This window comes from Arenimonas oryziterrae DSM 21050 = YC6267 (genome assembly GCF_000420545.1).
GTDB classification, from domain to species: domain Bacteria; phylum Pseudomonadota; class Gammaproteobacteria; order Xanthomonadales; family Xanthomonadaceae; genus Arenimonas; species Arenimonas oryziterrae.
On sequence record NZ_ATVD01000001.1, the window covers coordinates 672,203 to 697,191 of the forward strand.

At 65.6% G+C, this 24,989-nt stretch carries 24 protein-coding genes; 17 read left to right on the forward strand and 7 right to left on the reverse strand.

Features of this window, described 5'->3' with window-relative positions; translation table 11 throughout:
* Window positions 1-69: 69 nt before the first annotated feature.
* The 6 genes from G467_RS0103430 to G467_RS0103455 all read left to right on the forward strand — a co-directional run bounded on the left by G467_RS0103430 (window position 70) and on the right by G467_RS0103455 (window position 7,497).
* Window positions 70-1,041, forward strand: coding sequence for an XOO1806 family protein (locus G467_RS0103430; protein ID WP_022968331.1), 972 nt, complete (start codon window positions 70-72; stop codon window positions 1,039-1,041).
* A 94-nt stretch (window positions 1,042-1,135) separates the two neighbouring features.
* Entirely contained in the window at window positions 1,136-2,938 is a 1,803-nt protein-coding gene (locus tag G467_RS0103435; RefSeq protein WP_022968332.1) for an acyl-CoA dehydrogenase family protein, read from the forward strand.
* 12 nt (window positions 2,939-2,950) lie between these two features.
* Window positions 2,951-3,739 (forward strand): crotonase/enoyl-CoA hydratase family protein, encoded by a 789-nt coding sequence (locus G467_RS0103440; protein ID WP_022968333.1) that lies wholly within the window; start codon window positions 2,951-2,953, stop codon window positions 3,737-3,739.
* A 19-nt stretch (window positions 3,740-3,758) separates the two neighbouring features.
* The gene (locus tag G467_RS15225) at window positions 3,759-5,165 is read left to right on the forward strand and encodes a wax ester/triacylglycerol synthase family O-acyltransferase (RefSeq protein ID WP_022968334.1); all 1,407 of its coding nucleotides are present in this window, start codon (window positions 3,759-3,761) and stop codon (window positions 5,163-5,165) included.
* A 44-nt stretch (window positions 5,166-5,209) separates the two neighbouring features.
* Window positions 5,210-5,983, forward strand: coding sequence for an esterase/lipase family protein (locus G467_RS0103450; protein ID WP_022968335.1), 774 nt, complete (start codon window positions 5,210-5,212; stop codon window positions 5,981-5,983).
* A 98-nt stretch (window positions 5,984-6,081) separates the two neighbouring features.
* Window positions 6,082-7,497 carry a sensor domain-containing diguanylate cyclase gene (locus G467_RS0103455; RefSeq protein ID WP_022968336.1) on the forward strand — a complete coding sequence of 472 codons (1,416 nt, stop codon included), beginning with the start codon at window positions 6,082-6,084 and terminating at the stop codon, window positions 7,495-7,497.
* A gap of 51 nt (window positions 7,498-7,548) precedes the next feature.
* On the opposite strand, the gene G467_RS15230 is transcribed toward G467_RS0103455, so the two are convergent.
* A complete protein-coding gene (locus G467_RS15230; RefSeq protein WP_022968337.1) occupies window positions 7,549-7,815 on the reverse strand; it encodes a hypothetical protein in 267 nt (88 codons plus the stop codon).
* A 163-nt stretch (window positions 7,816-7,978) separates the two neighbouring features.
* Window positions 7,979-11,161 (reverse strand): bifunctional proline dehydrogenase/L-glutamate gamma-semialdehyde dehydrogenase PutA, encoded by a 3,183-nt coding sequence (putA, locus tag G467_RS0103465; protein ID WP_245559027.1) that lies wholly within the window; start codon window positions 11,159-11,161, stop codon window positions 7,979-7,981.
* Window positions 11,162-11,631: 470 nt separating this feature from the next.
* Between putA and coxB the strand changes: the two genes are divergently transcribed.
* The 5 genes from coxB (at window position 11,632) to G467_RS0103495 (ending at window position 15,972) form a co-directional block, all read left to right on the forward strand.
* Window positions 11,632-12,594, forward strand: coding sequence for a cytochrome c oxidase subunit II (gene coxB, locus G467_RS0103475; protein WP_022968340.1), 963 nt, complete (start codon window positions 11,632-11,634; stop codon window positions 12,592-12,594).
* Between the two features lie 72 nt (window positions 12,595-12,666).
* Window positions 12,667-14,304 carry a cytochrome c oxidase subunit I gene (gene ctaD / locus G467_RS0103480; RefSeq protein ID WP_022968341.1) on the forward strand — a complete coding sequence of 546 codons (1,638 nt, stop codon included), beginning with the start codon at window positions 12,667-12,669 and terminating at the stop codon, window positions 14,302-14,304.
* A 49-nt stretch (window positions 14,305-14,353) separates the two neighbouring features.
* Window positions 14,354-14,485, forward strand: coding sequence for a hypothetical protein (locus G467_RS18395; RefSeq protein ID WP_022968342.1), 132 nt, complete (start codon window positions 14,354-14,356; stop codon window positions 14,483-14,485).
* Entirely contained in the window at window positions 14,482-15,063 is a 582-nt protein-coding gene (locus G467_RS0103490) for a cytochrome c oxidase assembly protein (RefSeq protein ID WP_022968343.1), read from the forward strand. Before G467_RS18395 ends, G467_RS0103490 begins: the two co-directional genes overlap by 4 nt.
* Window positions 15,064-15,096: 33 nt before the next feature.
* A complete protein-coding gene (locus G467_RS0103495; RefSeq protein ID WP_022968344.1) occupies window positions 15,097-15,972 on the forward strand; it encodes a cytochrome c oxidase subunit 3 in 876 nt (291 codons plus the stop codon).
* Window positions 15,973-16,055: 83 nt separating this feature from the next.
* Here the strand turns inward: G467_RS0103495 and G467_RS0103500 are convergent, their stop codons facing one another.
* Window positions 16,056-16,262 (reverse strand): twin transmembrane helix small protein, encoded by a 207-nt coding sequence (locus G467_RS0103500; RefSeq protein ID WP_425386817.1) that lies wholly within the window; start codon window positions 16,260-16,262, stop codon window positions 16,056-16,058.
* Between the two features lie 54 nt (window positions 16,263-16,316).
* Between G467_RS0103500 and G467_RS0103505 the strand changes: the two genes are divergently transcribed.
* Genes G467_RS0103505 through cyoE form a run of 4 tightly spaced genes read left to right on the forward strand, consistent with a single transcriptional unit; the run spans window position 16,317 to window position 19,699 of the window.
* The gene (locus tag G467_RS0103505; RefSeq protein WP_022968345.1) at window positions 16,317-17,027 is read left to right on the forward strand and encodes an SURF1 family protein; all 711 of its coding nucleotides are present in this window, start codon (window positions 16,317-16,319) and stop codon (window positions 17,025-17,027) included.
* A complete protein-coding gene (locus tag G467_RS0103510; protein ID WP_022968346.1) occupies window positions 17,024-17,584 on the forward strand; it encodes a hypothetical protein in 561 nt (186 codons plus the stop codon). Before G467_RS0103505 ends, G467_RS0103510 begins: the two co-directional genes overlap by 4 nt.
* A 27-nt stretch (window positions 17,585-17,611) precedes the next feature.
* Window positions 17,612-18,745 (forward strand): COX15/CtaA family protein, encoded by a 1,134-nt coding sequence (locus G467_RS0103515; RefSeq protein WP_022968347.1) that lies wholly within the window; start codon window positions 17,612-17,614, stop codon window positions 18,743-18,745.
* Window positions 18,746-18,763: 18 nt separating this feature from the next.
* On the forward strand, window positions 18,764-19,699 hold the full coding sequence (gene cyoE, locus G467_RS0103520) for a heme o synthase (protein WP_022968348.1): 936 nt from the start codon (window positions 18,764-18,766) through the stop codon (window positions 19,697-19,699).
* A 16-nt stretch (window positions 19,700-19,715) separates the two neighbouring features.
* On the opposite strand, the gene G467_RS0103525 is transcribed toward cyoE, so the two are convergent.
* The 4 genes from G467_RS0103525 to rpsU all read right to left on the reverse strand — a co-directional run bounded on the left by G467_RS0103525 (window position 19,716) and on the right by rpsU (window position 23,430).
* A complete protein-coding gene (locus G467_RS0103525) occupies window positions 19,716-20,777 on the reverse strand; it encodes an OmpA family protein (protein WP_022968349.1) in 1,062 nt (353 codons plus the stop codon).
* Window positions 20,778-20,861: 84 nt separating this feature from the next.
* Window positions 20,862-22,592 carry a DNA primase gene (gene dnaG, locus G467_RS0103530; protein ID WP_022968350.1) on the reverse strand — a complete coding sequence of 577 codons (1,731 nt, stop codon included), beginning with the start codon at window positions 22,590-22,592 and terminating at the stop codon, window positions 20,862-20,864.
* A 42-nt stretch (window positions 22,593-22,634) separates the two neighbouring features.
* On the reverse strand, window positions 22,635-23,081 hold the full coding sequence (locus G467_RS0103535; RefSeq protein WP_022968351.1) for a GatB/YqeY domain-containing protein: 447 nt from the start codon (window positions 23,079-23,081) through the stop codon (window positions 22,635-22,637).
* Window positions 23,082-23,214: 133 nt separating this feature from the next.
* A complete protein-coding gene (rpsU, locus tag G467_RS0103540; protein WP_002808376.1) occupies window positions 23,215-23,430 on the reverse strand; it encodes a 30S ribosomal protein S21 in 216 nt (71 codons plus the stop codon).
* Between the two features lie 159 nt (window positions 23,431-23,589).
* Here rpsU and tsaD point away from each other — a divergent pair, with 159 nt between their 5' ends.
* Window positions 23,590-24,603, forward strand: a complete 1,014-nt coding sequence (gene tsaD / locus G467_RS0103545; protein ID WP_022968352.1) for a tRNA (adenosine(37)-N6)-threonylcarbamoyltransferase complex transferase subunit TsaD — start codon at window positions 23,590-23,592, stop codon at window positions 24,601-24,603.
* A gap of 9 nt (window positions 24,604-24,612) precedes the next feature.
* Entirely contained in the window at window positions 24,613-24,969 is a 357-nt protein-coding gene (folB, locus tag G467_RS0103550; RefSeq protein WP_022968353.1) for a dihydroneopterin aldolase, read from the forward strand.
* Window positions 24,970-24,989: the final 20 nt, after the last annotated feature.

The following is a 24,989-nucleotide window of genomic DNA, read 5'->3' on the forward strand; positions in this document are numbered from 1 at the left end:
TCTGGGAACTTCGCCGGCTGTCCGGCGCTCTGTAACTGGCCCCCCGGCCCTTACAAAGGATCATCGACCGTGCAACTGCGCCTGACCGCCTGTCTCCTGCTCGCCTTCCTGGCGATGTCGGCGCATGCGCAAAACGCGCCGTACAAGCCCTTGGTCGATCAGAACCGCAATACGACGGTCTTGCCCGTGCTCGACAACGAGAACGGCCAGATCAAGGCGCTGCTGCTCATCGAACCTTCGTCGGTTCTGCCGCAATTGCCCTCGCAGCGCATCATCAAGCCCGCCAACGGCGCCGATCGCAGCCTGCTGCTGAACAACGGCCTGCAATTGCGTGCCGGCATTTCGCTCGATGCCAATCCGGGCGTGGGCGTGCTGTGCAATAGCCGCAGCGTGATCACGACGGTCGGTTCGCTGGCCGGCCACTGCCTGCTCGCCAACTTCAATTCCTCGTCCGACCTGGTCTTGCCCGGTCGGGGCTCGGTCAATGGCTCCCTGCAGGCGCGCCGCGGCGGCGCGCAGCTCACGGCCAGCCTGGGCATGGGACAGGACCTGCTCGACGGCAACGCCACCATGATCGGCGGCATTCCTGCGGATCGTCGCCTGCTGAGCTCCCTGCTCGGTCCGGGCAATGCCGGCATCGACGAACGCAACGCCAGCCTGGTCGGTCAGATCGCCGTCGGCGATCAGGGCTGGGTCCGCATCGGCGGCACGCTGGCCCGCGCGCGACTGATCCAAACCGCCGACCTTCCTGGCGGCCTGCCGCCCGAATGGCGGACGGGCAGCCTGAGTCTGGGTGGCGGCGTCGGCAGCATCGGCGGCGAAATCACCGGCCAGATGATCGAAGTTCCCGGCCAGCCGCAGCGCTTCAGCGCCCTGGGCGCGGGCGTGACCTGGCGGACGCCGTGGCGCGCCAAGCTGTCGGTCGGTGCCGAAAATATCGTCACGCGCGGCAAGAATCCGTTCGGCCTGCCCGATGCGCGCACCGACAGCGGCAGCGAAGAAGGCCGCGTGCCCTACGTCCGGTACCAGCAAGACCTGTAAACGCCTGCTCGGGAACAAATCTCCCGACTGCGACATCCCCACGCCGCGCCGCAGCCTGTAATGTCTGGGCTTCCCCTGCCTAGACCACGCGCGCATGAGTTCTCCGCTGATCGATTTCCGCCATCTGCGTTTCGTCACCGACGAGCTATGGCCGCTGTCCACCCTGCTGACCTACCCGCGCTACGCCGGTCACAGCCACGACACCTTCGCCGCGATCCTGGAGCAGTCGCACAAGCTGGCGATGGAAAAATTCGCGCCGCATAACCGACTTTCCGATGTGGATGAACCGCATCTGGTCGACGGCCGCGTGCACATCATTCCGGAAGTCAAAGTCGCCCTCGATGCGTATGCCGAGGCCGGTTTCATGGCCCTGCTCGGCGACGAGGAAGAAGGCGGGCTGCAGCTGCCCTACACCCTGGCCCTGCTCAGCGACGCGATGTTTCTTGCCGCCAACGTGTCGACCACGGGATACACCTTGCTCGCGCGCGGCGTCGCCAACCTGCTGCAGGCACACGGCACCGACGAGCAGAAGCGCCGCTATCGCCAGCCCATCCTCGAAGGGCGCTATTTCGGCACGATGTGCCTGAGCGAACCGCAGGCCGGTTCGTCCCTATCCGATATCGGCACGCGCGCCTACGTGCAGGCGGACGGCAGCTATCGTCTGGTCGGGCAGAAGATGTGGATTTCCGGCGGCGACCACGAACTGTCCGAAAACATCGTGCATCTGGTGCTCGCGAAAACCCCCGACGCGCCGCCCGGCGTCAAGGGCATCAGCCTGTTCATCGTGCCGCGCTTCCTGGTCAACGATGACGGCACGCTGGGCGCGCGCAACGACGTGCAACTCGCCGGCGTGAACCACAAACTCGGCCAGCGCGGCATCGTCAACACCTTCCTGAAATTCGGCGAGCGCGAGCAATGCGTCGGCTTCTTGGTCGGCACCGAACACCAGGGCCTCGCGCAGATGTTCCACATGATGAACGAGGCGCGCATCGGTGTAGGCATGGGCGCGATCATGCAAGGCATGGCCGGCTATCGGTATGCGCTGCAATACGCGAAAGAACGACGACAGGGCCGCCATCCCGAGCAGAAGGATCCGACGTCGAAGCCGGTTGCGCTGATCGAACATGCCGACGTCAAACGCATGTTGCTGCAGCAAAAATGCTACGTCGAAGGCGCGTTCGCGCTCGCGATCTACGGCGGCACGCTGATCGACCGGCAGGCACAGCACGCGGACGCCGCCGAGCGTCGCCTGGCTGCGCTCAAACTCGACCTGCTCACGCCGGTGATCAAGGCCTGGTCGGGCGAGTGGTGCACGAAAGCGAACGACCTGGCGATACAGGTGCTCGGCGGCTACGGCTACACGCGCGAATATCCGGTCGAACAGTTCTGGCGCGACAACCGGCTCAATCCGATCCACGAAGGCGCGAACGGCATCCAGGGCATCGACCTGCTTGGCCGCAAGGTCCTGATGGACGGCGGCGCGGCGCTGGAGGCGATACTCGCCGACTTGCTCGCGACCGCCGCGGAAGCGAAGACGCAGGCCGGTCTTGCCGAATACGCGCAGGCCTTGATGCGCACCGTCCAGCGCCTCGGCGAGACCACAAAAATCCTCGCCGCCTGCCTCAAGGAAGGGCGCGTACGTCTGGGCCTGGCCAATGCCTCGCACTATCTGACGGCGATGGGTCACACGCTCATTGCCTGGGTCTGGCTCAAGCAGGCGGTGATCGCGGCGAAGGCCTTGCCGCAGGCCACGGACGCGGACCGGGATTTCTACGAAGGAAAACTGTTCGCCTGCCGTTTTTTCTTCCGCCACGAGCTGCCCAGCGTCGAACCGCTGCTGACCTTGCTGCAAGCCCTCGACGACACGACCCTCGCGATGCGCAGCGAACACTTCTGACCGGGACACGCCATGACCGACACCAAACTCACTCTCGAACGCCGCGGCCACGTGCTGCTCATGGGCTTCAATCGCGCCGACAAGCGCAACGCGTTTGACGTCGACACTTATCGCGCGCTGGCCAGTGCCTATGGCGAACTGGACCGCGATCCGGATCTGCGCGTGGGCGTGCTGTTCGGCCATGGCGAACACTTCACCGCCGGTCTGGACCTGACGCAGTGGGCGCCGGTGTTGGCGCAGGGCCGGCTCGCCGAACTTCCCGAGGGCGGTATCGAGCCCTTCGGCCTCGACGAGGACCGGCGCTGCCGCAAGCCTGTCGTGGTCGCCGCCCAGGGCGTGAGTTTCACCGTGGCGATCGAACTGATGCTCGCCGCCGACATTCGTGTCGCCGCGACCGACGCGCGATTCGCGCAGATGGAAGTCCTGCGTGGCTTCTTTCCCTGCGGCGGCGCGACGGTACGGTTGATGCAGGAAATCGGCTGGGGCAATGCCCAGCGCTACATTCTGACCGGCGAAGAATTCGACGGGGCAGAGGCGTTCCGGCTCGGTCTGGTGCAGCAACTGGTGGCACCGGGGCAGCAGCTCGATGCCGCCGTGCAGATCGCGCAACGCATCGCCGCCGCCGCGCCGCTCGGTGTGCAGGCGGCGCTGGCGTCCTCACGCCTGGCACGCCGACAAGGCGAGCGTGCCGCCCTGGATGCGCTCATGCCCGCGTTGCCGGCCATGCTGCGGACCGAGGACATGCAGGAAGCCGTCCGCGCGTTCGGCGAACGCCGCCAGGCAGTATTCACGGGCCGCTGACCGGGAGTATCTTCGGTTCATGGCGAAACGACTCGCAGCGCTTTCCGGCCTCGATGCCGGCTTTCTCTATCTCGAGGCCGCGGGCACGCCGATGCAATTCGGCAGCGTGATGCTGATCGAACTGCCCAAGCGACGCGGCTACGATTTCCGCACTGCGCTCATTGCTCATCTGGCCGAACGCCTGCCGCGCGCGCCGGCGCTGCGCCGCGTGCTGCATGAGGCACCGCTAGATCTAGGCCATCCGATGTGGAGCGAAGCGCAGGACATCGACCTGCAGTCGCAGGTCAAACGCCGCAAGCTGCCTGGTACCGGCGGTCGCAAGAAGCTGATGTCCCTGGTCGGCAAATTGCATTCGGGCATGCTGCCGCGCGATCGGCCGATGTGGGAGTTCGTGGTCATCGACAATGTCGAGCCCGGCGTCGTCGCGCTGTATTCGCGCATCCACCACGCCCTGCTCGATGGCCAGGGCGGCATCGCGCTGGCACAGGCACTGCTCGACGTCGAAGCCAAACCTGCCGCACGACGCAAGAAGACGCCGGACGCGCCGACCCCGGCACGCCTGCGCAAACGCGATCTCGCGCGCGTCGCCACGCGGTCGACGGTGGGGCAATTCGCAAAGCTTCTGCGCGCCCTGCCCGCCACGCTCAAGCTCGCCGGCAGTGTCGGCCAGGCGGCCGGCATGCTCGGCAGCCTGCGCGAAAACCTGTTGCTGGCGCCGCGCACGGTGTTCAACCAGCAGATCGGACCGGATCGTAGCTACGCCGCCGTGTCCCTGCCGCTGGACGAGGTCAAGCGCGTCGCCCGCGGTTTCGGCGCAAGTCTCAACGACGTCGTGATGGCCGTGTGCGCCGGCGCCTTGCGCGACCTGCTGCTGTCATCGAAAAAACTGCCGGCGAAATCCCTGGTCGCGGCGATGCCGGTATCGCTGCGCGAGGCCGGCAACCAGGAGGTCAACAACCAGGTGTCGATGGTGCAGTGTTCGCTGGCGACGAACATCGCCGACCCGGTGGCGCGACTGCAGGCGATCCGCGCTTCGACCGCGCAGATCAAACAACGCGTCGCCGCCTTTAAGGACCTGATTCCGACCGACTTCCCTGGCCTTGCCGCACCGATCTGGGCCGCCGGGCTATCGCGATTGTGGGCGCGCGGCCGCATCGCCGAGCGCCTGCCGCCGCTGGCCAACGTGGCGATTTCCAACGTCCCCGGACCGCCGATTCCCTTGTATCTGGCCGGTGCGAAACTGAATCACTACTATCCGGTATCCATCGTCACGCACGGACTCGCGATCAACTTCACGGTTCAGAGCTATGCCGGCCAGCTAGAGTTTGGCCTGACCGCCTGCAAGGACATCGTGGCGCGGCCCGAACTCGTCGCCGACGCGATCGCTGACTCTTTCCACGAACTGTGCGAACGTCTGCCCGAATGAAAGCCAAACCCCCCGCGCGCAAGCGCCCCCGGACCCATCAACCGATGAAACCACCGTCGCCTCTGCTGCTCGCCATGGAAGGTCGTGCGATGTTCGAATGGGCTTCGTTCGCCCTTGCCTGGCCCTGGCTCAAGAACGCGCCCCGCGGCGATGGCCATCCGGTGCTCGTGCTGCCGGGCCTGGTTGCGGGAGACCACAGCACCTGGCCGTTGCGCCGGTTCCTGAGCCAGCTCGGCTACGCCGCCAGTCCCTGGGAACAGGGCCCGAATTTCGGGCCGCGCGATCACATCATCAAGGGACTCGTCGACAAGGTACGTTTTCTGCAGGACAAGCATGGCCAGAAAGTCAGTCTGGTCGGCTGGTCGCTCGGTGGCGCGATGGCCAATGCACTGGCCTTGCGCATGCCCGACCGCATCCGGCAAGTGGTCACGCTTGGCTCGCCGCTGACCGGACATCCCAAGGGCACCAATGTCTGGCGCATCTTCGAATTGGTCAGCGGATTCCGTCACGATGACCCGCGCTTGATGGAACTCGTCGACGGCAAACCCAGCGTGCCGACGACCTCGATCATGAGCAAGACCGATGGCATCGTGAACTGGCGCATGAGTCTGGCGCAGGAAACGCGCATCGCCGAGAACATCGAAGTGAGCGCGACTCACCTGGGCATGGGCGCGAACCCCGCCGTGCTCTGGGCGATCGCCGATCGCCTCGCGCAACCCGAAGGCAAGTGGAAACCCTTCGAGCGCAGCAGCGCCTGGCGGTCCCTGCTGTATCGCGATCCGCACGAATTCCGCCTCGCCGACCTGATCGCCCCCTGAAACCATCCCCGTCGATGACGGTCTGAAGTCTTCACTCCGTCTCTACGCCGCGGGCGTGTATTCAGAGTGAAGATAGAGACCATTCCACGAGGTTCCGCATGCGGCCTGCTGCCTTGCCGAGCAACGAAACCGACCGTCTGGCCGAACTCGACGAGCTGCGGCTGCTCGATACCTTGCCCGAGGCGGTTTACGACGACATCGCGCGCCTGGCCAGTGTGATCTGCGAAACGCCGATGGCGACGATCACCCTGGTCGATGCCGACCGCCAGTGGTTCAAGGCCAAACACGGCATCACCGACGACGAAACGCCGCGCAGCATGTCCTTCTGCGCGCATGCCATCCTGACGCCCGACGAGATCTTCGAAGTCCGCGATGCGCAGAGCGATCCGCGCTTTGCCGACTATCCCAACGTGACCGGCGATCCGCATATCCGCTACTACGCCGGCGTCCCGATCGTCACCGATGCCGGCAATGCCCTCGGCACGCTGTGCGTGATCGACCAGAAGCCGCGCATCCTGGCGCCCTGGCAACACGACATGCTGGACGTGTTGGCGCGGCAAGTACGCGCGCTGTTCGAACTTCACCGGCAACGTGCGACCGCCGAACGCGACCGCTATCGCCTGGAGCTGGCGCTGGACTCGGCCAGGATGGGCATGTGGGAGCACAACGTGCGCACCAACCGCGCCGAGCTCATGGGCAACTACGAAAAACTGCTCGGCTTTTCGATCGGCGAGTTCCCCGGCACCTTCGAATCGTTCCTGTCGCGCGTGCACGACGACGATCGCCAGATGGTGATGACCAAGCTGCAGCGTGCGATCGAACTCAACGACAACACGCCTTCCGAATTCCGCGTGGTCCGCTTTGGCGGCGAGATCGCCTGGATTCGCGCGACCAGCCGCCAGATCCTCGACGACTTCGGCAATGTCACGCACATCATCGGGCTCATCTCCGACTGCACGGAGCAGCGCATGGAGCAAGAGCGCCTGGCGACCTACCAGACCGAACTGCTGGACATGGCCACGCGCTACGAACAGCTGAGCCTGACCGACCCCCTGACCGGTCTGGGCAATCGCCGCGGACTCGACGAACAGATGGCCTCGCGCGTGGCGCATGCCGTGCGGCATCACGAAGCCGTCGCCGCCCTTGCGATCGATGTCGATCACTTCAAGAGCTACAACGACAGCTTTGGTCATGCCGCCGGCGACACTGCGCTCGAGCAGGTCGCCGCCTGCCTGCGCGAGTGCATACGCGGCGAGGACTACGCGGCGCGCCCCGGCGGCGAGGAATTCGTGGTGCTACTGTCGGACGTGGATGCCGAGGGCGCGCTCGCATTGGCCGAGCGCATCCGCCATGGCATCGAATCGGCGGCCTGGCCGCACCGCGCGGTGACCGCGAGCATCGGCGTGAGCGTGCTGACGGGCACGGCGGCGGAAGACGGTGATTTGCTGACGCTCGCCGATCAGGCGATGTATCGCGCCAAGGCCGATGGCCGCAATCGCGTCAGGACGCTCTGACGCATAAAAAAGCCCGGCCGAAGCCGGGCTTTCTACGCACGGTGGCTTCGATCAGGAAGTGGGCATCTGCTGCGCCGCCATCATGCCGGCGCCAGCACCCATGAAGATTCCCAGCACCATCACGACAATGCCCGCGATGCAGATGAGGAACGGCTTCTTGTTCTGTTCCCAATGCATGATCGCGAAGATCAGCGACACGAACGGAACGAACAGGGAGCCCAGGCCCCAGAGAATGCTCGTCTTGAAGGCATTGACCAGAATCCAGATGCCGCCGACGGCGGACAAGATGATGCCAATGAAATAAAGTGCGGTACCCATCGTTTTCCCCTTCCCCAGGTATGGCAATCGAGGGGCGCGGATGCGCCCGGACAGACAATAACCCGAGCTGTCCGTCGAGGGAATCCTGTCCCGGCCCGCCACGCCGGACCAAGCACTGGCGCGGCCCGGCAATGACACCCGCCGGGCCGTCCTGACGCGCGAATCAGTCGGCCAGGGTCAACAAGGACGCGTTGCCGCCGGCGGCCGTCGTGTTGACGGTGAGCGTGCGTTCGGAAGCGAACTTCAGCAGATAGTGCGGACCGCCGGCTTTCGGACCGGTGCCGCTGAGGCCTTCGCCGCCGAAAGGCTGCACGCCGACGACGGCGCCGATCTGGTTGCGATTCACGTAGCAATTGCCGACATGCACGTTGCGGGCGATGTGCTGCACGGTCGAGTCGATGCGCGAATGAATGCCCAGGGTCAGGCCGTAGCCGGTCGCATTGATCGCGGCGAGTACCTGGTCGAGTTCGTCGGCCTGGTAGCGGATCACGTGCAGCACCGGACCGAACACTTCGCGCGTCAGCTGCGACAGCGCGGTGAGTTCATACACGCGCGGCGCGAAGAAGCTGCCGTGCGCGCAAGCCGCGGGCAACGGGATTTCCTTGATGAGCTTGGCTTCCTTGGCCATGCGCTCGGCATGCGCAACCAGCAGAGCGCGCGCATCTTCGTCGATGACCGGACCGACGTCGGTCGACAGCAGCGCCGGATCGCCGACAACGAGTTCGTCCATCGCACCAGCGAGCATGTGGATGACCTTGTCGGCGATGTCGGCCTGCACGAACAGGATGCGCGCCGCCGAACAGCGCTGACCAGCCGAATCGAAGGCCGCGACCATCGCGTCCTTGACCAGTTGTTCGGGTAACGCGGACGAATCGGCGATGAGTGCGTTCTGGCCGCCGGTTTCGGCGATAAGCGTCGCGAGCGGCGCGTTGCGCGCGGCGAGCGCACGATTGATCGCCCAGGCGGTATCGGTCGAGCCGGTGAACACCACGCCGGCCACGCGCGGATCGCGGGTCAGCGCCGCACCGACGGTGGCGCCGTCGCCGGGCAGGAACTGCAGCACGTTTTCCGGCACGCCGGCTTCGTGCAACAGCTTCACCGCGAGATACGCGATCAGCGTGGTCTGCTCTGCAGGCTTGGCGATGACCGTATTGCCGGCGGCGAGCGCCGCGGCGATCTGGCCCATGAAAATCGCCAGCGGGAAATTCCACGGACTGATGCAGACGAAGACGCCGCGACCGTGCAACTGCAGTTCGTTCGATTCGCCGGTCGGTCCCGGCAGTTTCTCCGGCTGGCCGAACAGCTTGCGGCCCTGCACGGCGTAGTAGCGGCAGAAATCGACGGCTTCGCGTACTTCCGCGACCGAGGCCGACAGCGACTTGCCCGCTTCCTTCACGCACAGCGCGATCAACTCGGGCATACGCGCTTCCATGAGATCGGCAGCATGCTCGAGGATCTTCGCGCGGCTGGCGGCCGGGGTCAGATCCCAGCTGTTGAATGCGGCGCGGGCATTGATCAGCGCGCGCTCGACCTGCGCGGCATTGCTGGCCTGCCACTGGCCGACCTTGTCGCGGCGATCGGCCGGATTGGTAACGTCGTTCATCGCACCGCCGCCGCTTGCACCCGGCACCAGCGGCGCCGCGCTCCAGGACTTGATGGCCGCATTGATCCTGTCGGCGAGCGCCTGCAGGTCCTTGTCGTTGGCGAGATTGACGCCCATGGAATTCTTCCTCTCCTCGCCGAAGATGGCGAGTGGCTGCGGGATGCGGGGATGGGGTTTGCTGTCGAAAGCGGCGACGGTGGCGACCGGATCGGCGACGAGCTCTGACGGTGGCAAGGTCTCGTCGGTGATGCGGTTGACGAAGCTGGAGTTGGCGCCATTCTCGAGCAGGCGACGCACCAGGTAGGGCAACAGGTCTTCGTGCGAACCGACCGGCGCGTATACGCGGCAGGCGACGTCGAGCTGGTCCTTGCCGATCGTTTCGGCGTAAAGGTGATCGCCCATGCCATGCAGACGCTGGAATTCGAACGCCTTGCCCGCGCCCATGCGGTGGATTGCGGCGATGGTCTGCGCGTTGTGCGTGGCGAACATCGGATACAGCGCATCGCTGGCGGCAAGCATCTTGCGCGCACAGGCGAGATAGCTGACGTCGGTATTGGGCTTGCGCGTGAAGACCGGATAGCCGCCGAGGCCGTCCATCTGCGCTTTCTTGATTTCCGAATCCCAGTACGCGCCCTTGACCAGGCGCATCGGCATGCGCCGGCCAGCCTGGCGCGCGAGCGCGACCAGATAGTCGATCACGAACGGCGCGCGCTTCTGGTAAGCCTGCACGGCGAGGCCGTAGCCTTCCCAACCGTCGAGGGACGTGTCGAGGAAAGCGCCGCCGATGACGTCGAGCGACAGTTCCAGACGCTCCGATTCTTCGGCGTCGATCGTGAAGCCGATGCCCTGCGCCTTCGCCAGCTGCGCGAGTTCGAGCACGCGCGGCGTCAGTTCGGCCTGCACGCGGGCGCGCTTGGCCAGTTCGTAGCGCGGATGTAGCGCGGACAATTTCACCGAAATCGACGGCGCCGCGAACACGTCCGGATACGGGCCGCCGGAGCCGATCGCCTTGATCGCCTGACGGTAGGCTTCGAGGTAACGCGCGGCATCCTTGGCGGTGAACGCGCCTTCGCCGAGCATGTCGAAGGAATAGCGGTAGTGGGCGTTGTCGCCCTTGCGCGAGCGCTCCAGCGCTTCGCCGATGGTCCGGCCCATCACGAACTGATGGCCCATGATGCGCATCGCCTGACGCACGGCGAGCCGGATCGCGGGTTCGCCCATGCGGCCGATCAGGCGCTTGAAGGAACCGAACACGTCGCGCTGGATATCACCGGCCAGGTTGACCACGCGCCCGGTGAGCATCAGACCCCAGGTCGAGGCATTGACCAGCACCGAGCTCGACTGGCCGACATGCGAATCCCAGTCCGCATCGCCAAGCTTGTCGCGGATGAGCTTGTCGGCGGTCGCCTGGTCGGGAATGCGCAGCAGGGCCTCGGCCACGCACATCAGCAGCACGCCCTCTTCCGAACTCAGGTCGTATTCGCGCATGAAGGCTTCGACCATCGCCGGATCCGAGGCGCGCACCCGGGTGCGCTGCACCAGCGCGACGGCAGTGGCCTGCACGGCAGCCTGGTCGGCATCGGGGAGCCGGGCCTGCTCGAGCAATTCGGCCAGGTGCTCGGTCTCGTCGCGCAGATAGGCATCGGTGATGCGCTGCCGGAGCGGCGACACCGCCACGGGCAATTCGGGGCTGAGGATGGGCGTCACGGCGATCCCGTCGGAAGTGGGGCGGACGGCAGGCAAGGTCCGCGAAGCCGGTCATTCTAGTCGTCGGGGCGCAGGCCGGCAAAGCCGCGTCGCCTGCGCAGGACCGTCTGCCGGTGAAGACGAAACCCGCACCGTGAAGGCCGTACGTCGCCGTACTCGGCTTGCCCCGCAGCAGGGCCGGGGCGTAAAATTCGCGGGTTTCCGGCCATCGACATGCGCTTGGGGCCACTGCGACAGAGCCGCTCCCGTTGGCCCAGGCCGGCTGGACGTTCGGCTTCGCTGCGGCCCTGGCGTGCACGGAGCGTGCATCCGTCACGGGTGCGGCGGCCGCGGGGCAAGGAATCCGGACAGGCGCGAGGCGACACGCTCGCGTTGGGGAGGAGGTCGAAGTCGCGTCGTTCCTCGATCACGGGGAGCGCCAAGGCCTCGCCCATCGGTTGAAACAGTTGCTGGCCGGGGCCCGAGGGCACGACCAGCTTGCAGATCACAGCTTGAGGTAGGTTCCGATGAATGCAGCTTCGAAAGCCACACGCGCCCTGCGTTGCGCCATCGTCCTGATGGGCTTGTCCGCCCAGTCGGTACTGGCCGCCAGTACGGCGACCCACCCGACCGAGCCGCAGCGCTGGCAGCTAAACATGACGCCGGGCGTGACCCAGACGGCGCACAACGCCTACCAGGCGCACATGATCATGTTCTGGATCTGCGTGGTGATCGGCGTGATCGTGTTCGGCGCGATGGCCTACGCGATGTTCAAGTTCCGCCACTCCAAGGGCGCGGTGCCGGACAAGAACTTCACCCACAGCACGACGCTGGAATTGATCTGGACCACGATCCCCGTGCTGATCCTGATCGGCTCGGCGATCCCGGCGACCAAGCTGGTCATGGCCGAATACAACGCCAGCCACGATCCGACGCCGTCGGAAATGACCGTGAAGATCACCGGTTACCAGTGGATGTGGCGCTACGAATACGTCGACCAGGACGTGAGCTACATCAGCCGTCTCGACCGCGACTCCGACGCCCTGCGTCAGAACGCCGACGCGACCCAGGCCCAGATCGCCGCCAAGGACCACTACCTGCGCGACGTCGATCATCCGCTGGTGCTGCCGGCCGACACCCGCATCCGTTTCGTGATCACCGCCGACGACGTCATCCACGCCTGGTGGGTTCCGGCCCTCGGCTGGAAGCAGGACGCGATTCCGGGCGTGATCAACGAAGCCTGGACCGAAGTGAAGGAACCGGGCACTTACCGTGGCGTCTGCGCCGAGCTGTGCGGCAAGGACCATGGCTTCATGCCGATCGTGGTCAAGGTCGTGCCCAAGGCCGAATACCAGGCCTGGTTGGCCGCGCAGAAGCCGTCGCCGGCTCCCGCCGCCGCACCGGTCGCCGCGCCGGCCGAAACGCCTGCGGAAACCCCGGCCGCCGCGCCGGCGGCCGCCGACGCCGAGAAGGCCGCCAGCGCCGGCTGATGCCCGGCCGACGACGCGCTTTCGACGACCCGAACCGACACGACATACGAACGAACTACAGAGGCAAGCGACATGGCTAACCACAGCGCCGCCCACGACGACCACGGTCACGACCACGGTCACCAGCAGAGCTTCTTCCAGCGCTGGTTCAATTCCACCAACCACAAGGACATCGGCACGCTGTATCTGGTGTTCTCGCTGGTGATGTTCTTCATCGGCGGCGCGATGGCGATGCTGATCCGTGCCGAGCTGTTCCAGCCCGGCCTGCAGCTGATGTCGCCGGAATTCTTCAACCAGATGACGTCCACGCACGCGCTGGTGATGATCTTCGGCGCGGTCATGCCGGCCTTCGTCGGCCTGGCCAACTGGATGGTGCCGCTGATGATCGGCGCGCCCGACATGGCGCTGCCGCGCATGAACAACTGGTCCTTCTGGATCATGCCGTTCGCGTTCACCCTGCTGCTGATGCCGCTGATCCTCCAGGTCGCGTTCGGTATCGGCGGCGGCGGCCCGGCTGGCGGCTGGACGATGTACCCGCCGCTGTCGCTGCAGGGCGGCAACAACACCGCGTTCCTGATTTTCGCCGTGCATCTGATGGGTGTCAGCTCGATCATGGGCGCGATCAACATCATCGCGACCATCCTCAACATGCGCGCCCCGGGCGTGGACCTGCTGAAGATGCCGGTGTTCGTCTGGACCTGGCTGATCACCGCGTTCCTGCTGATCGCGGTCATGCCGGTGCTCGCCGGCGCGGTCACGATGCTGCTGACCGACAAGTTCTTTGGCACGAGCTTCTTCAATGCCGCCGGCGGCGGTGACCCGGTGATGTTCCAGCACATCTTCTGGTTCTTCGGTCACCCCGAGGTCTACATCATGATCCTGCCGGCGTTCGGCATCGTGTCGGAAATCATCCCGACCTTCGCTCGCAAGCCGCTGTTCGGCTACCAGGCCATGGTGTACGCGACCGCGTCGATCGCGTTCCTGTCCTTCATCGTCTGGGCGCACCACATGTTCACCGTCGGCATGCCGCTCGGCGGCGAGCTGTACTTCATGTACGCGACGATGCTGATCGCGGTGCCGACCGGCGTGAAGGTGTTCAACTGGGCGACCACGCTGTGGCGCGGCTCGATCAGCTTCGAAACGCCGATGCTGTTCGCGCTCGGCTTCGTGATCATGTTCACCATCGGCGGTTTCTCGGGCCTGATGCTGGCGATCGTGCCGGCCGACTTCCAGTACCACGACACCTATTTCGTCGTCGCGCACTTCCACTACGTGCTCGTCACCGGCGCGATCTTCGGCATCATGGCCGGCGTGTACTACTGGCTGCCGAAGTGGACCGGCCACATGTACAACGAGACGCTCGGCAAGTGGCACTTCTGGCTGAGCACGATCTTCGTGAACCTGCTGTTCTTCCCGCAGCACTTCCTGGGCCTGGCCGGCATGCAGCGTCGCGTGCCCGACTACAACCCGGCTTTCGCCGACTTCAACATGTGGTCGTCGATCGGCGGCTTCGGTTTCGGCATCAGCCAGTTGCTGTTCGCCTACATCGTCTGGAAGGCCGCTACCGGCGGCGTCAAGGCGGCCGACCGCTCCTGGGAAAATGCCCGCGGCCTGGAATGGACGGTGCCCTCGCCGGCTCCGCACCATACCTTCAGCACGCCGCCGGTTATCCGTGACGGCGATCTGGCCCACGGCGACATCACGCACTAAGCGAGCGCGCATCCCCGGTCCGCCGGGGATGCCTGCGTAAGGCCCCCGCATGAACGCCTCCCAATCTCCCGCCAACAACGATCCGCGCCGCAAGGCGATCCGCCGCACGGTGATGATCCTGATCGCCTGCGCGCTGACGTCCTACGGCGTTTTCCTGTTCTCTGTACTGAGCTCGAAATGACTCCCGAACTCGCCGGCACGCTCAAGCGCATCGCCTTGATCTCGGCGGGCTCGTTCGTGTTCGCGTTTTCGCTGGTGCCGCTCTACAACGTCGCCTGCGAAAAGGTGTTCGGCATCAAGCTCGAACGCGGCGCCGCCGGCCAGGAACAGCTGGCGGACGTGAAAATCGACGCTAATCGCACCGTGCGCGTGCAGTTCGACGGCACCGTGAATTCCAAGCTGCCCTGGGCCTTCCGTCCGCAGCTGTCGAGCATGGACGTGCATCCGGGCCAGCAGTACGAGGCCTTCTACGTCGCCCGCAATGAGTCGGCCGAGAACCTGGTCGGCAATGCTGCGCCTTCGATCGCGCCGGTGCAGGCATCGAGCTTCTTCAACAAGACCGAATGCTTCTGCTTCACCCAGCAGACCCTCAAGGCAGGCGAAGAACGTCTGATGCCGGTGCGTTTCATCGTCAATCCGTCCCTGCCCGGGGACGTTTCGACGATCACTCTGTCTTATACTTTCTACCTCAACGACACGGCCACGGCGCAGCTGAACGCGCCGGCGGCCCCGGTCGCGGCGGTCCGCACCGCGCCTTGACCGGCCAGACATCAGGAAACCCGGGGAATCCCCATGGCACAGACCCAGCACGACGCTAGCGCTTATTACGTTCCCCATCACAGTGGATGGCCCTTCCTGGGCTCGATCGCGCTGTTCACCACCATGATTGGCGTCGCCAACTGGATGAACGGTCACGACTGGGGCCAGAAGGTGTTCTTCGTCGGCATCGCGATGCTGCTGCTGGTGCTCGGCCGCTGGTTCGGCGACGTGATCGCGGAGTCGCTGCAGGGCAAGTACAACGCCCAGGTCGACACCTCGTTCCGCATGGGCATGATGTGGTTCATCTTTTCCGAGGTCATGTTCTTCGCGGCGTTCTTCGGTGCGCTGTTCTACGCCCGCCAGTTCGCGTTGCCGTGGCTTTCGGGCGTGGGCGACGGTGCGCTGACCAACGAATTCCTCTACAACGGCTACACCGCCGGCTGGCCGGCGAACGGCCCGGGCAACATCGGCGGCAGCTACGAGACGATTCCGGCCTGGGGCCTGCCCCTGCTCAACACGTTGATCCTGCTGACGTCGGGCGTGACGATCACGATGGCGCATCACGCGCTCAAGCAGGCGCACCGCAAGTCGCTGCTGGTCTGGCTGGGCGCGACGGTGCTGCTGGGCGCGCTGTTCCTGTACTTCCAGGCGACCGAATACCACGAGGCCTACACCGAGCTGAACCTGACCCTGGGTTCGGGCATCTACGGTTCGACCTTCTTCATGCTCACCGGTTTCCACGGCATGCACGTGACCCTGGGCGCGATCATGCTCGCGGTGATCTGGCTGCGCTGCGCGAAGGGCCATTTCAGCAACGACCACCATTTCGCGTTCGAAGCCGTGGCCTGGTACTGGCACTTCGTCGACGTGGTGTGGCTGGGCCTGTTCCTGTTCGTCTACGTTCTTTGACCGGACGCGCGGCGACGCGCGCGGTTCGATGGACAAGCAAAAGGCCGGCAATGCCGGCCTTTTGTTTCAATGCGAACGGATCGTTACTGGTAGATGCCGTGCGGCTTGATCCAACCCGTATAGATGCCCAGCGCCACCAGCAGGATGAGGCCGACGGACAGGCCGATGCGCCAGCTCAGCGATTTCACCGTGCGGTTGGTCGTGCCTTTGTCGACCATCATGTAATAGAGGCCTGCACCGAGGTTCCACAGGATCACGATCAGGAAAGCGATGATTAGCAACTTCTGCACGATGTTGTCCTGCCTTGCGACGATGCCGTCATTATCGGTGATATGGGGCCGCGGGTGAGGAAATCACCCGCCCTGCTGTGGCTGTTTGCGCTGGCTTTGATCGCCGGTTTCGCCCTGCTCGGCCGGTGGCAGCTGTCGCGTGCCGTGGAAAAGCAGGCGATGCTCGATGCCGTGAGCCGGGTGCTGGCCGAGCGTGCGGCGCAACCGCTCGCGGCGGCAAAAGACCTGCCCACAGACCAACCCTATGCCTGGACTCGCGGCAGCGGCCGCTTCCTGGAGGCCCCGGCCCTGCTGCTGGACAACCAGCGCCGCGGCGACGCCGTCGGCGTGCGGGTGTTCCGCGTGTTCCAGCCGCAGCCCGGGCAGGCCCTGCTGGTCGACCTGGGCTGGCTGCGCATGGACGGTCAGCGCGATCTGCCCGAGGTCTCGGCGATCCGGCAGTCCCTGGTCATCGAAGGCCTGCTGACGCCGCCGCCGGCCACCGGCCTGGCCCTGGGGCCGGCCTATGTCGAAGCGCAGCCTGATCGCTGGTTGCTGACCCGGGTGGATCTGCCGGCCCTGTCGAAGGCGCTGAAGGTCGAGCTGGCGCCGCGCGTGTTGCGCCTCGATCCGGAATTCCCGCTCGGCTACGCACGCGATCTCGACGTGCTGCCCAATACCCTGCCCCCGGAACGCCATCGCGGCTATGCCCTGCAATGGTTCGGCCTGGCTGCGGCCACTTTCGCTTTCGCCCTCTTCCTGAGCCTTCGTCGTCCCCGCCCATGAATCTTCCTGCTCCGACTTCCCAATGGCGTTCGCGCCTGACCTTGCTGCTCATCGTGGCGATGTTCTTCAGCTCGTTCGGCATCGCCGCCTTCCTGTTCTTCACCGGCTGGACGCCGGCGGGCAGCCGCAACTTCGGCGAACTGCTGCAACCGCCCAAACCCCTCGCCGGCATTCCGCTGCAGCGCGCCGACGGCCGTCCGTATGCCTGGGCGCCGGACAAACAACGCTGGCAGCTCGTGTTCGTGGCGCCGGCGAACTGCGGCGAGCCCTGCGCGCGCATGCTCGACACCCTGCATCGCGTCTGGTTCTCCGAAGGCCGCCAGGCGGACCGCATCGAACTGCTGTGGTTCGGCGAGGTGCCCGCGCAGAGCGAGCGCTTCCGCGCCCTGGTGCCGATGGCCGCGAATCCCGAGTTCGTCGCCGCCCTGCCCGATGTCGCGCGACCGGATTCGCTGCCGGTTTACCTGGTCGATCCCGACGGCTTCCTCGCCCTGCGCTATCCGCCCGGATTCAATCCGAGCGGCTTGCGCAAGGACTTGGGCCGCCTCCTGAAATAAACTGCCGCATTCCGCGCGGGACCGACGATGACCCCTACCTACCGCCATTTCCACCGCCTCGCCTGGGCGGCCGTGTTGCTGGCCTTCGCCATCGTGGTGTTCGGCGCTTTCGTGCGCCTGTCCAATGCCGGTCTGAGCTGCCCGGACTGGCCTACCTGCTACGGCCGCGCCACCTGGCCCGTGCACGAGCATGAGGTCGCGCAGGCGAATGCGGTATTCGATCGCGCCGTGGAATCGAGCAAGACCTGGCGCGAGCAGTTCCATCGCCATCTCGCGGCGACGCTCGGCCTGCTGATCCTGATCCTGAGCTTGATCGCGGCGCGACGCCGTCCGCAGGGCCTCGCGAGCATCGGCGTGGCCGCAGCGCTGGTCGCGATTTCCATCGTCGCCTACATCAAGCAGATGTACACACCGGCGGCCACGCTGGCGGTCAGCGGCGAGTTGATCCTGCTGATCAGCGCAATCCGCTGGTCGAACAACGACTATTCACGCCTGGCCACGGTCACGCTGATGGTGGTGATATTCCAGGCCATGCTCGGCATGTGGACGGTAACTTGGCTACTCAAGCCCGTCGTGGTCATGGCACATCTGCTCGGCGGCATGGCGACTTTCTCCCTGCTGACCTGGATGGCCTGGGGCTCGACGCCCGATACCGCCTTGGTGCAAGGCATCGCGCCCAAACTGCGGCGCCTGCTCTGGATCGGCCTGGCCCTGCTCGTGTTGCAGATCGCCCTCGGAGGCTGGACGAGTAGCAACTACGCCGCGCTCGCCTGCGGCAGCGAATTCCCGCGCTGCCTGGGGCAATGGTGGCCCGCGCACGATTTCCGCGAAGCCTTCGTGCTGTGGCGCGGTATCGGCGTGGACTACGAAGGCGGCGTGCTCGACGGTCCGGCGCGCGTGGCGATCCAGCTCGCGCACCGCGGCATGGCCGTGCTGGTGTTCGGACACCTGCTGATCGTGGCGATCCGCATGATCACCACGCACGGCCTGCGCTACTGGGGTGTCGTGCTCGCCGTGTTGCTGTGCGCCCAGGTCGCCCTCGGCATCAGCAACGTGATCTACAGCCTGCCCCTGTGGGTGGCGACGGCGCATACGGCGGGAGCGGCCCTGCTGCTGTTCGTCATCGTCGGCCTGCTCGCGCGCCTGCGTGCCCCCGAATGACCCCGGCCTCCTGACCTCATGACCATCGCATTCAGCCAGTACTGGCAACTGACCAAGCCGCGCGTTGTCGCGCTGATCGTGTTCACCGCGATCATCGGCATGTTTCTTGCCACGCCCGCGCCCGGCCTGCCCTCGTTCCTGCCGCCGTGGCGGGCGCTGGTGTTCGGCAGTCTCGGCATCTGGCTGGCGGCCGCGTCCGCAGCGGCGATCAATCACCTGCTCGACCAGCGCATCGATGCGCTCATGGCGCGCACCTCGCACCGGCCGTTGCCGACCGGCTCGCTGAGTTCGCGCCAGGTGCTGCTGTTCGCGATCGTGCTGGGCAGTGTGTCGATGCTGCTGCTGATCGTGTTCGTGAACGGCTTGTGCGCGCTGCTGACCTTCGCATCGTTGATTGGCTACGCAATCGTCTATACCGGCTGGCTCAAGCGCGCGACGCCGCAGAACATCGTCATCGGCGGTGCCGCCGGCGCGGCGCCGCCCGTGCTGGGCTGGGTCGCAGTGACGACGCATCACTACGAATACGCCCTGCTGCTGTTCCTGATCATCTTCGTGTGGACGCCGCCGCATTTCTGGGCGCTGGCGATTTTCCGGCGCGAAGACTACGCCCGCGCGATGATCCCGATGCTGCCGGTGACGCACGGCGTGCAATACACGCGCTGGCAGATCCTGTTCTACACCGTGCTGCTGGTGTTGGTGACCCTGCTGCCCTGGATCGCCGGCATGAGCGGCGTGTTCTATCTGGGCGGCGCGCTGGTACTCGGCGCGGTGTTTCTGTACTACGCGATCCGCCTGCTCAAGCCGCCGTCGGAAGCGTTCGCGATGCAGGTGTTCGGCTATTCAATCTGGTATCTGATGGCGCTGTTCGCTTTCCTGCTGGTCGACCACTGGCTGTTGCCGGGTCTGGCCGGGGCCGCGGCACCGGCCGGAATCGAATTCCAGCCGGTGCGCTGATCGCCGAAGCGCGCGACTACTTCTTCACCAGCTCCACGCGCCGGTTCTTGCCCCGGCCCGCGTCGTCGTCGTTGCTGGCGACGGGCGAGAGCATGCCGACACCGGCCGCTTCCATCTGGGCTCCACGCGCGCCGTACTGGCCAACGAGCGCCGCCACGACGGCGTTCGCGCGCCGCTTGGACAGGTCCAGATTCGCCGCCTGATTGCCGACGTTGTCGGTGTGGCCGACGATGTAGACCTTCAGCGCGGGATCGGATTTCAGCAGCGCGGCGATCTGTTCCAGCGCCGGGGTCGATTCGGGCTTGATATCGGTCTTGTTGGTGTCGAAGAAGATGCCGTACAGCGCGATGCGGCCGCTGGCGTTCAACGACTGCGCCATCTCCGCGGCACTGACGGTGACCATGCGCTGCTCGCGTGCCTTCGGTTCGATGACCACGACCATCGCGACGGTGTAGTTGTTGAGCGCCTTGCAGTACAGGTCGTCCTCGACCGAGTACACAAGCAGGGCGACATGCGCATCGCCGTTCGCGGTCGGCACCTTGAAGGCGACATAGCGCTGCTCGCTGATGTCCATGGTGCTGGCGCAATTGCCATTGGTGAAGTTCTGCGCCTTCACGCGCTCCTGCGGATACAGTTTCTCCAGCAGGCCCTGCGTGCCGCCGCCGTGATCATTGCCTTGCAGGTCGCCGCCGCAGTCGGTGTTCTTGCACGAATACAGCGCCGTGCCGCCGGCCGCGCGAATCTCGTCGACGTAATTGCGCACCACTTCCAGCGGCGAACGGCCGTCCGGCACGACGTACAGAAGTCGCGTGTAGCGGCCTTCGGCAACGACCTTCTTCTGCGGCTCGAGCACGCGGTTGTTCATGCGGTCGGTCTTGTCGGGCACCGGCTGCAACGTCGACAGCGGAATCACCAGCTGGTCGAAGGCCTTCTGTTCGTAGTTGACGATGAAGCTGCCCTCGTAGCGCTTGAGGAATGGCAGATCGCGCGCGCCGTCGACGTCCTTGTTCGGAACGGTCGCATCGGCCTGGGCCAGGACGGGCAAAAGGCAAAGCAGGGCAAACAGGAAACGACGCATGGCAGGGCTCCGGACAGTGACCCCGGAGACAACGGCAAGCCCGCGATGGGCCGGACACGTCCGGACGTCGTGAACCCACGGAAGCTAGCGGCGCGGGGAATGCAGTTCGCGCAGCTCGCTTTTTTCTGCGGGGGTCAGGCCGGTCATGCCGACCTCGTTGATGCGGGTCTTCAGTTCGTCCTCGCGCTGCTGGCGCGTCTGCCGGTCGAGCTGGGCCAGCGCGTCCAGGAATTCCTCGCGCCAGTGCGCCTCGTTGCCGGGCAGGGAGTGCACCGCGAGCTTCTGCAAAGCCGCCTGTTCTTCACGCCCGTCGAAATGATCGAGAATGCCGCCCGTGCCGATGTCCGGACGCTCGCGCACCAGGGCGATCAGTTCCACCAGCAGGGCCACGCCCGGCTGCCGCAGCACGCCGAACAGATACGGCGGTTCGATCGCCTGCGCCAGCGCCGGTTGCTGAAGCAACAGCGTGATCGCGGCACGGACGAGGCTTTGTTTGGGCGCCGGCGTCCCCCGGGAGGTGCGCGCCGGCGGCGGTGACGGTGTCGGCGCGGACGGTGCACGCGCGCCAACGCCGGTGATTTCGGTCAGGCGCTGCTGCATGAGATCGCGGAACGCGCCGTCGGGCACGTTCGCGAGATAGGGCTTCGCGCGTTCGGCCAGCCGCGCCTTGCCCTCGAGCGAATGCAGGTTCACGTCCTTGGACAGCTCGTTGAAGAAGAACTCGCTGAGCGAGGTCGCGTCATGCAGGCGTGCGTCGAAGCCCGCCGCCCCTTCGCTGCGTACGATCGTGTCGGGGTCTTCGCCGTCGGGCAGGAACAGGAAAAACGCCTGACGCCCGTCGCGCATGCGCGGCAGGATCGATTCGACCGCTTTCCAGGCCGCGCCACGGCCGGCCTTGTCGCCATCGAAACAGAAATACACATCGGCGGCATTACGAAACAGCAGCTCGGCATGATCGGGCGTCGTCGCCGTGCCCAAGGTCGCCACCGCCTGCGTCACGCCGTACTGGAACAGCGCGACCACATCCATGTAGCCCTCGACGACGATCAGTCGCGGGATCTTCGCGTGCGCCTGACGTACCTGCCACAGGCCATAGAGTTCGCGGCCCTTGTGGAACAGCGCGGTCTCGGGCGAATTGAGATACTTCGGGCCGTCGTCCTTTTCCAGCACGCGACCGCCGAATGCGATGACGCGGCCACGGCGATCGAAAATCGGGAACATGACGCGGTCGCGGAACTTGTCGTAGACCCGGCCGCTGTCGTTCTTGGACAGCATGCCGCTCTTGTCGAGCAGACGCAGGCGGCGCTCGTCGGTACCGAGCGCGTCCTTGAGGCCGTTGAATCCTTCCGGCGCATAGCCGATCGCGAAGCGCGCGCAATTCTCGGCATCGACGCCGCGACGCTCCAGATACGCCTGCGCCTTCGGATTCTGCGCCAGCTGCGTCTGGAAGAATTTCGCCGAGGCATCGAGCGCCGCGTACAGATCGCGGGATTCGCCGTCTTCGTTGCTCGCGCGCGTGTCACGCGGGACTTCGACGCCGACACGCTTGGCCAGTTCTTCGACGGCATCGAGAAACTCGAGCCGGTCGTAGTTCATCAGGAAGGAAATGGCGGTGCCGTGCGCGCCGCAACCGAAGCAGTGATAGAACTGCTTGGTCGGCGACACCGTGAAACTCGGCGAGCGTTCGTCGTGGAAGGGACAACGCGCGGAATACTCGCGCCCCTGGCGCTTGAGCGGCACGCGCGTGCCGATGATCTCGACGAGGTCGGTCCTCGCGAGCAGGTCATCGATGAAGGCGTCGGAGAGGCGGGCCATGGACGGCTAGGATGCCATGCAGCGGCGCCCCGACGGGAAACCTCAGCCGGCGAGCTTGGCCTTGACCAGGCCCGACAACGCGCCCATGTCGGCGCGACCGGCGACCTTCGGCTTGAGCACGGCCATGACCTTGCCCATGTCCTGCGGACCGGTGGCACCGGATTCGGCAATCGAGGCGACAACGGCGGCTTCGACTTCCGCCGTGCTCATCTGCGCCGGCAGATAGGCCTGGATGACGCTCAGCTCGTAGCGCTCGATGGCAGCGAGATCCTCGCGCGCGGCGGCTTCGAACTGCGAGATCGAATCCTTGCGCTGCTTGACCGCCTTTTCCAGGATCGCGAGCACGACCGCGTCGTCGGCCTCGATGCGCTCGTCGACTTCGCGCCGCTTGATGTCGGCCTGGACCAGGCGAATCACGCCCAGGCGATCCTTCTCGCCGGCCTTCATCGCGGTCTTCATGTCTTCAACGAGCTTGGCTTTCAGGGACATGATGGGATCTCCGGTGTTATTTGAAAGTCCGGCCAGGGATGGCCGGGCTCTTCAACAGGGACGTTGATACGCCCAGAAACACGAAAAGCCGGCGACGCTTGCGCGCGGCCGGCTTCTCGGCAAACGCAGCGGCTCAGTACAGGCGCTGGCGCTTGGTGACGTCGCGCGAGCTGCGACGCAGCTGACGCTTCACCGCGGCGGCGGCCTTGCGCTTGCGCTCTTGCGTCGGCTTCTCGTAGAACTCGCGCTTGCGGGTCTCGGCCAGAACACCGGCCTTCTCGCAGGTGCGCTTGAAGCGGCGCAGGGCAAACTCGAACGGCTCGTTTTCGCGGACTTTGACAGACGGCATGACAACTCCAAATCGCAGACTTTATTAGTTACAGCTGGCGCCTGGAACCGGACAAACCCGGACGGCGAGCCGCGTATGATACGCGTCTGACCCCGGCGACTGCAAGCCCGATCCACGATCGGCGGCAGGCCCGGAAACCGAGGGATTCCAAGGAGTTGCATGCGCGTCCTGGGCATCGAAACCAGCTGCGACGAGACCGGGGTGGCCGTTTACGACACCGAGACGGGCCTGCGCGCGCACGCGCTGTACAGCCAGATCGCCCTGCATGCCGAATACGGCGGTGTGGTGCCGGAACTGGCTAGCCGCGACCACGTACGCAAGCTGCTGCCCCTGATCCGCCAGACCTTGGGCGAAGCCGGGCTCGATATCGCAGACCTGGACGGCGTCGCCTACACGGCCGGCCCCGGCTTGGTCGGCGCCTTGATGGTAGGCGCGGCCGCCGGCCGGGCCCTGGCCTGGTCACTGGAGGTGCCAGCGATCGGCGTGCATCACATGGAAGGCCATCTGCTCGCCCCCCTGCTCGAAGATCCGTCGCTGCAGCCGCCCTTCGTGGCCCTGCTGGTGTCGGGCGGGCATACCCAGCTCGTGGCCGTCGAAGCGATCGGCGACTACCGCCTGCTCGGCGAAACCCTGGACGATGCCGCCGGCGAAGCCTTCGACAAGACCGCCAAACTCATGGGCCTGCCCTACCCCGGCGGCCCGGAGCTGGCGCGCCTGGCCGAATCGGGGCGTCCGGGCCTGTTCAAGTTCTCGCGGCCGATGACCGACCGCCCCGGCCTCGACTTCAGCTTTTCCGGACTCAAGACCCAGGTCTTGCTGGCCTGGCAGGCGTCCGATCGCAGCGATCAGACGCGTGCGGACATCGCGCGCGGTTTCGAGGACGCCGTCGTCGACACGCTCGCGATCAAATGCGAACGCGCGCTCAAGCAGTCCGGTGCGCGAACCCTGGTCATCGCCGGCGGCGTCGGCGCCAACCTGCGCCTGCGCGCGAAGCTTCAACAGATGACCGGCAAACTCGGCGGCCGCGCCTGTTTTCCGCGCCCGGCCTTCTGCACCGACAACGGCGCGATGATCGCCTTCGCCGGCGCCCTGCGCCTGCAGTCCGGGCAGCAGGCCGACGCGACCGTCACCGTGGCGCCACGCTGGGACATGGCAAGCTTGCCGCCGGTGTAAGGAGAATTCATGGACAAGGTTTTCATCGAGGCGCTGGAAATCGAATGCGTCATCGGCATCTACGACTGGGAGCGCAAGATCCGCCAGCCGATCGTGCTCGACATCGAGATGGATTCGGATAATCGCAAGCCGGCGGCCAGCGACAACATCGCCGACACGCTCGACTACAAGGCGATCAGCAAACGACTCATCGACTTCGTCGGACAATCGGAATTCGGATTGGTGGAAACGCTGGCGGAACGCTGCTGCGCGATCATCCTCGAGGAATTCGCGGTCACGCGCGTGCGCCTGAAGCTGAGCAAGGTCGGCGCGGTGCGCGGCGCGAAAGCCGTCGGCGTGATCCTCGAACGCACGCGCGCGGCCTGATCGCCGCCCAAGCCCGCCGA

Bases quoted from the DNA above. Each gene is read 5' to 3' on its own strand.
- folB (WP_022968353.1), top strand. From the start codon at position 24,613: ATGGACAAGGTTTTCATCGAGGCGCTGGAAATCGAATGCGTCATCGGC.
- cyoE (WP_022968348.1), top strand. From the start codon at position 18,764: ATGACCATCGCATTCAGCCAGTACTGGCAACTGACCAAGCCGCGCGTT.
- G467_RS18395 (WP_022968342.1), top strand. From the start codon at position 14,354: ATGAACGCCTCCCAATCTCCCGCCAACAACGATCCGCGCCGCAAGGCG.
- coxB (WP_022968340.1), top strand. From the start codon at position 11,632: ATGAATGCAGCTTCGAAAGCCACACGCGCCCTGCGTTGCGCCATCGTC.
- G467_RS0103510 (WP_022968346.1), top strand. From the start codon at position 17,024: ATGAATCTTCCTGCTCCGACTTCCCAATGGCGTTCGCGCCTGACCTTG.
- G467_RS0103495 (WP_022968344.1), top strand. From the start codon at position 15,097: ATGGCACAGACCCAGCACGACGCTAGCGCTTATTACGTTCCCCATCAC.
- G467_RS0103435 (WP_022968332.1), top strand. From the start codon at position 1,136: ATGAGTTCTCCGCTGATCGATTTCCGCCATCTGCGTTTCGTCACCGAC.
- rpsU (WP_002808376.1), bottom strand. From the start codon at position 23,430: ATGCCGTCTGTCAAAGTCCGCGAAAACGAGCCGTTCGAGTTTGCCCTG.
- G467_RS0103455 (WP_022968336.1), top strand. From the start codon at position 6,082: ATGCGGCCTGCTGCCTTGCCGAGCAACGAAACCGACCGTCTGGCCGAA.
- G467_RS0103535 (WP_022968351.1), bottom strand. From the start codon at position 23,081: ATGTCCCTGAAAGCCAAGCTCGTTGAAGACATGAAGACCGCGATGAAG.
- G467_RS0103515 (WP_022968347.1), top strand. From the start codon at position 17,612: ATGACCCCTACCTACCGCCATTTCCACCGCCTCGCCTGGGCGGCCGTG.
- G467_RS15225 (WP_022968334.1), top strand. From the start codon at position 3,759: ATGGCGAAACGACTCGCAGCGCTTTCCGGCCTCGATGCCGGCTTTCTC.
- tsaD (WP_022968352.1), top strand. From the start codon at position 23,590: ATGCGCGTCCTGGGCATCGAAACCAGCTGCGACGAGACCGGGGTGGCC.
- G467_RS15230 (WP_022968337.1), bottom strand. From the start codon at position 7,815: ATGGGTACCGCACTTTATTTCATTGGCATCATCTTGTCCGCCGTCGGC.
- dnaG (WP_022968350.1), bottom strand. From the start codon at position 22,592: ATGGCCCGCCTCTCCGACGCCTTCATCGATGACCTGCTCGCGAGGACC.
- G467_RS0103440 (WP_022968333.1), top strand. From the start codon at position 2,951: ATGACCGACACCAAACTCACTCTCGAACGCCGCGGCCACGTGCTGCTC.
- G467_RS0103490 (WP_022968343.1), top strand. From the start codon at position 14,482: ATGACTCCCGAACTCGCCGGCACGCTCAAGCGCATCGCCTTGATCTCG.
- ctaD (WP_022968341.1), top strand. From the start codon at position 12,667: ATGGCTAACCACAGCGCCGCCCACGACGACCACGGTCACGACCACGGT.
- G467_RS0103450 (WP_022968335.1), top strand. From the start codon at position 5,210: ATGAAACCACCGTCGCCTCTGCTGCTCGCCATGGAAGGTCGTGCGATG.
- G467_RS0103525 (WP_022968349.1), bottom strand. From the start codon at position 20,777: ATGCGTCGTTTCCTGTTTGCCCTGCTTTGCCTTTTGCCCGTCCTGGCC.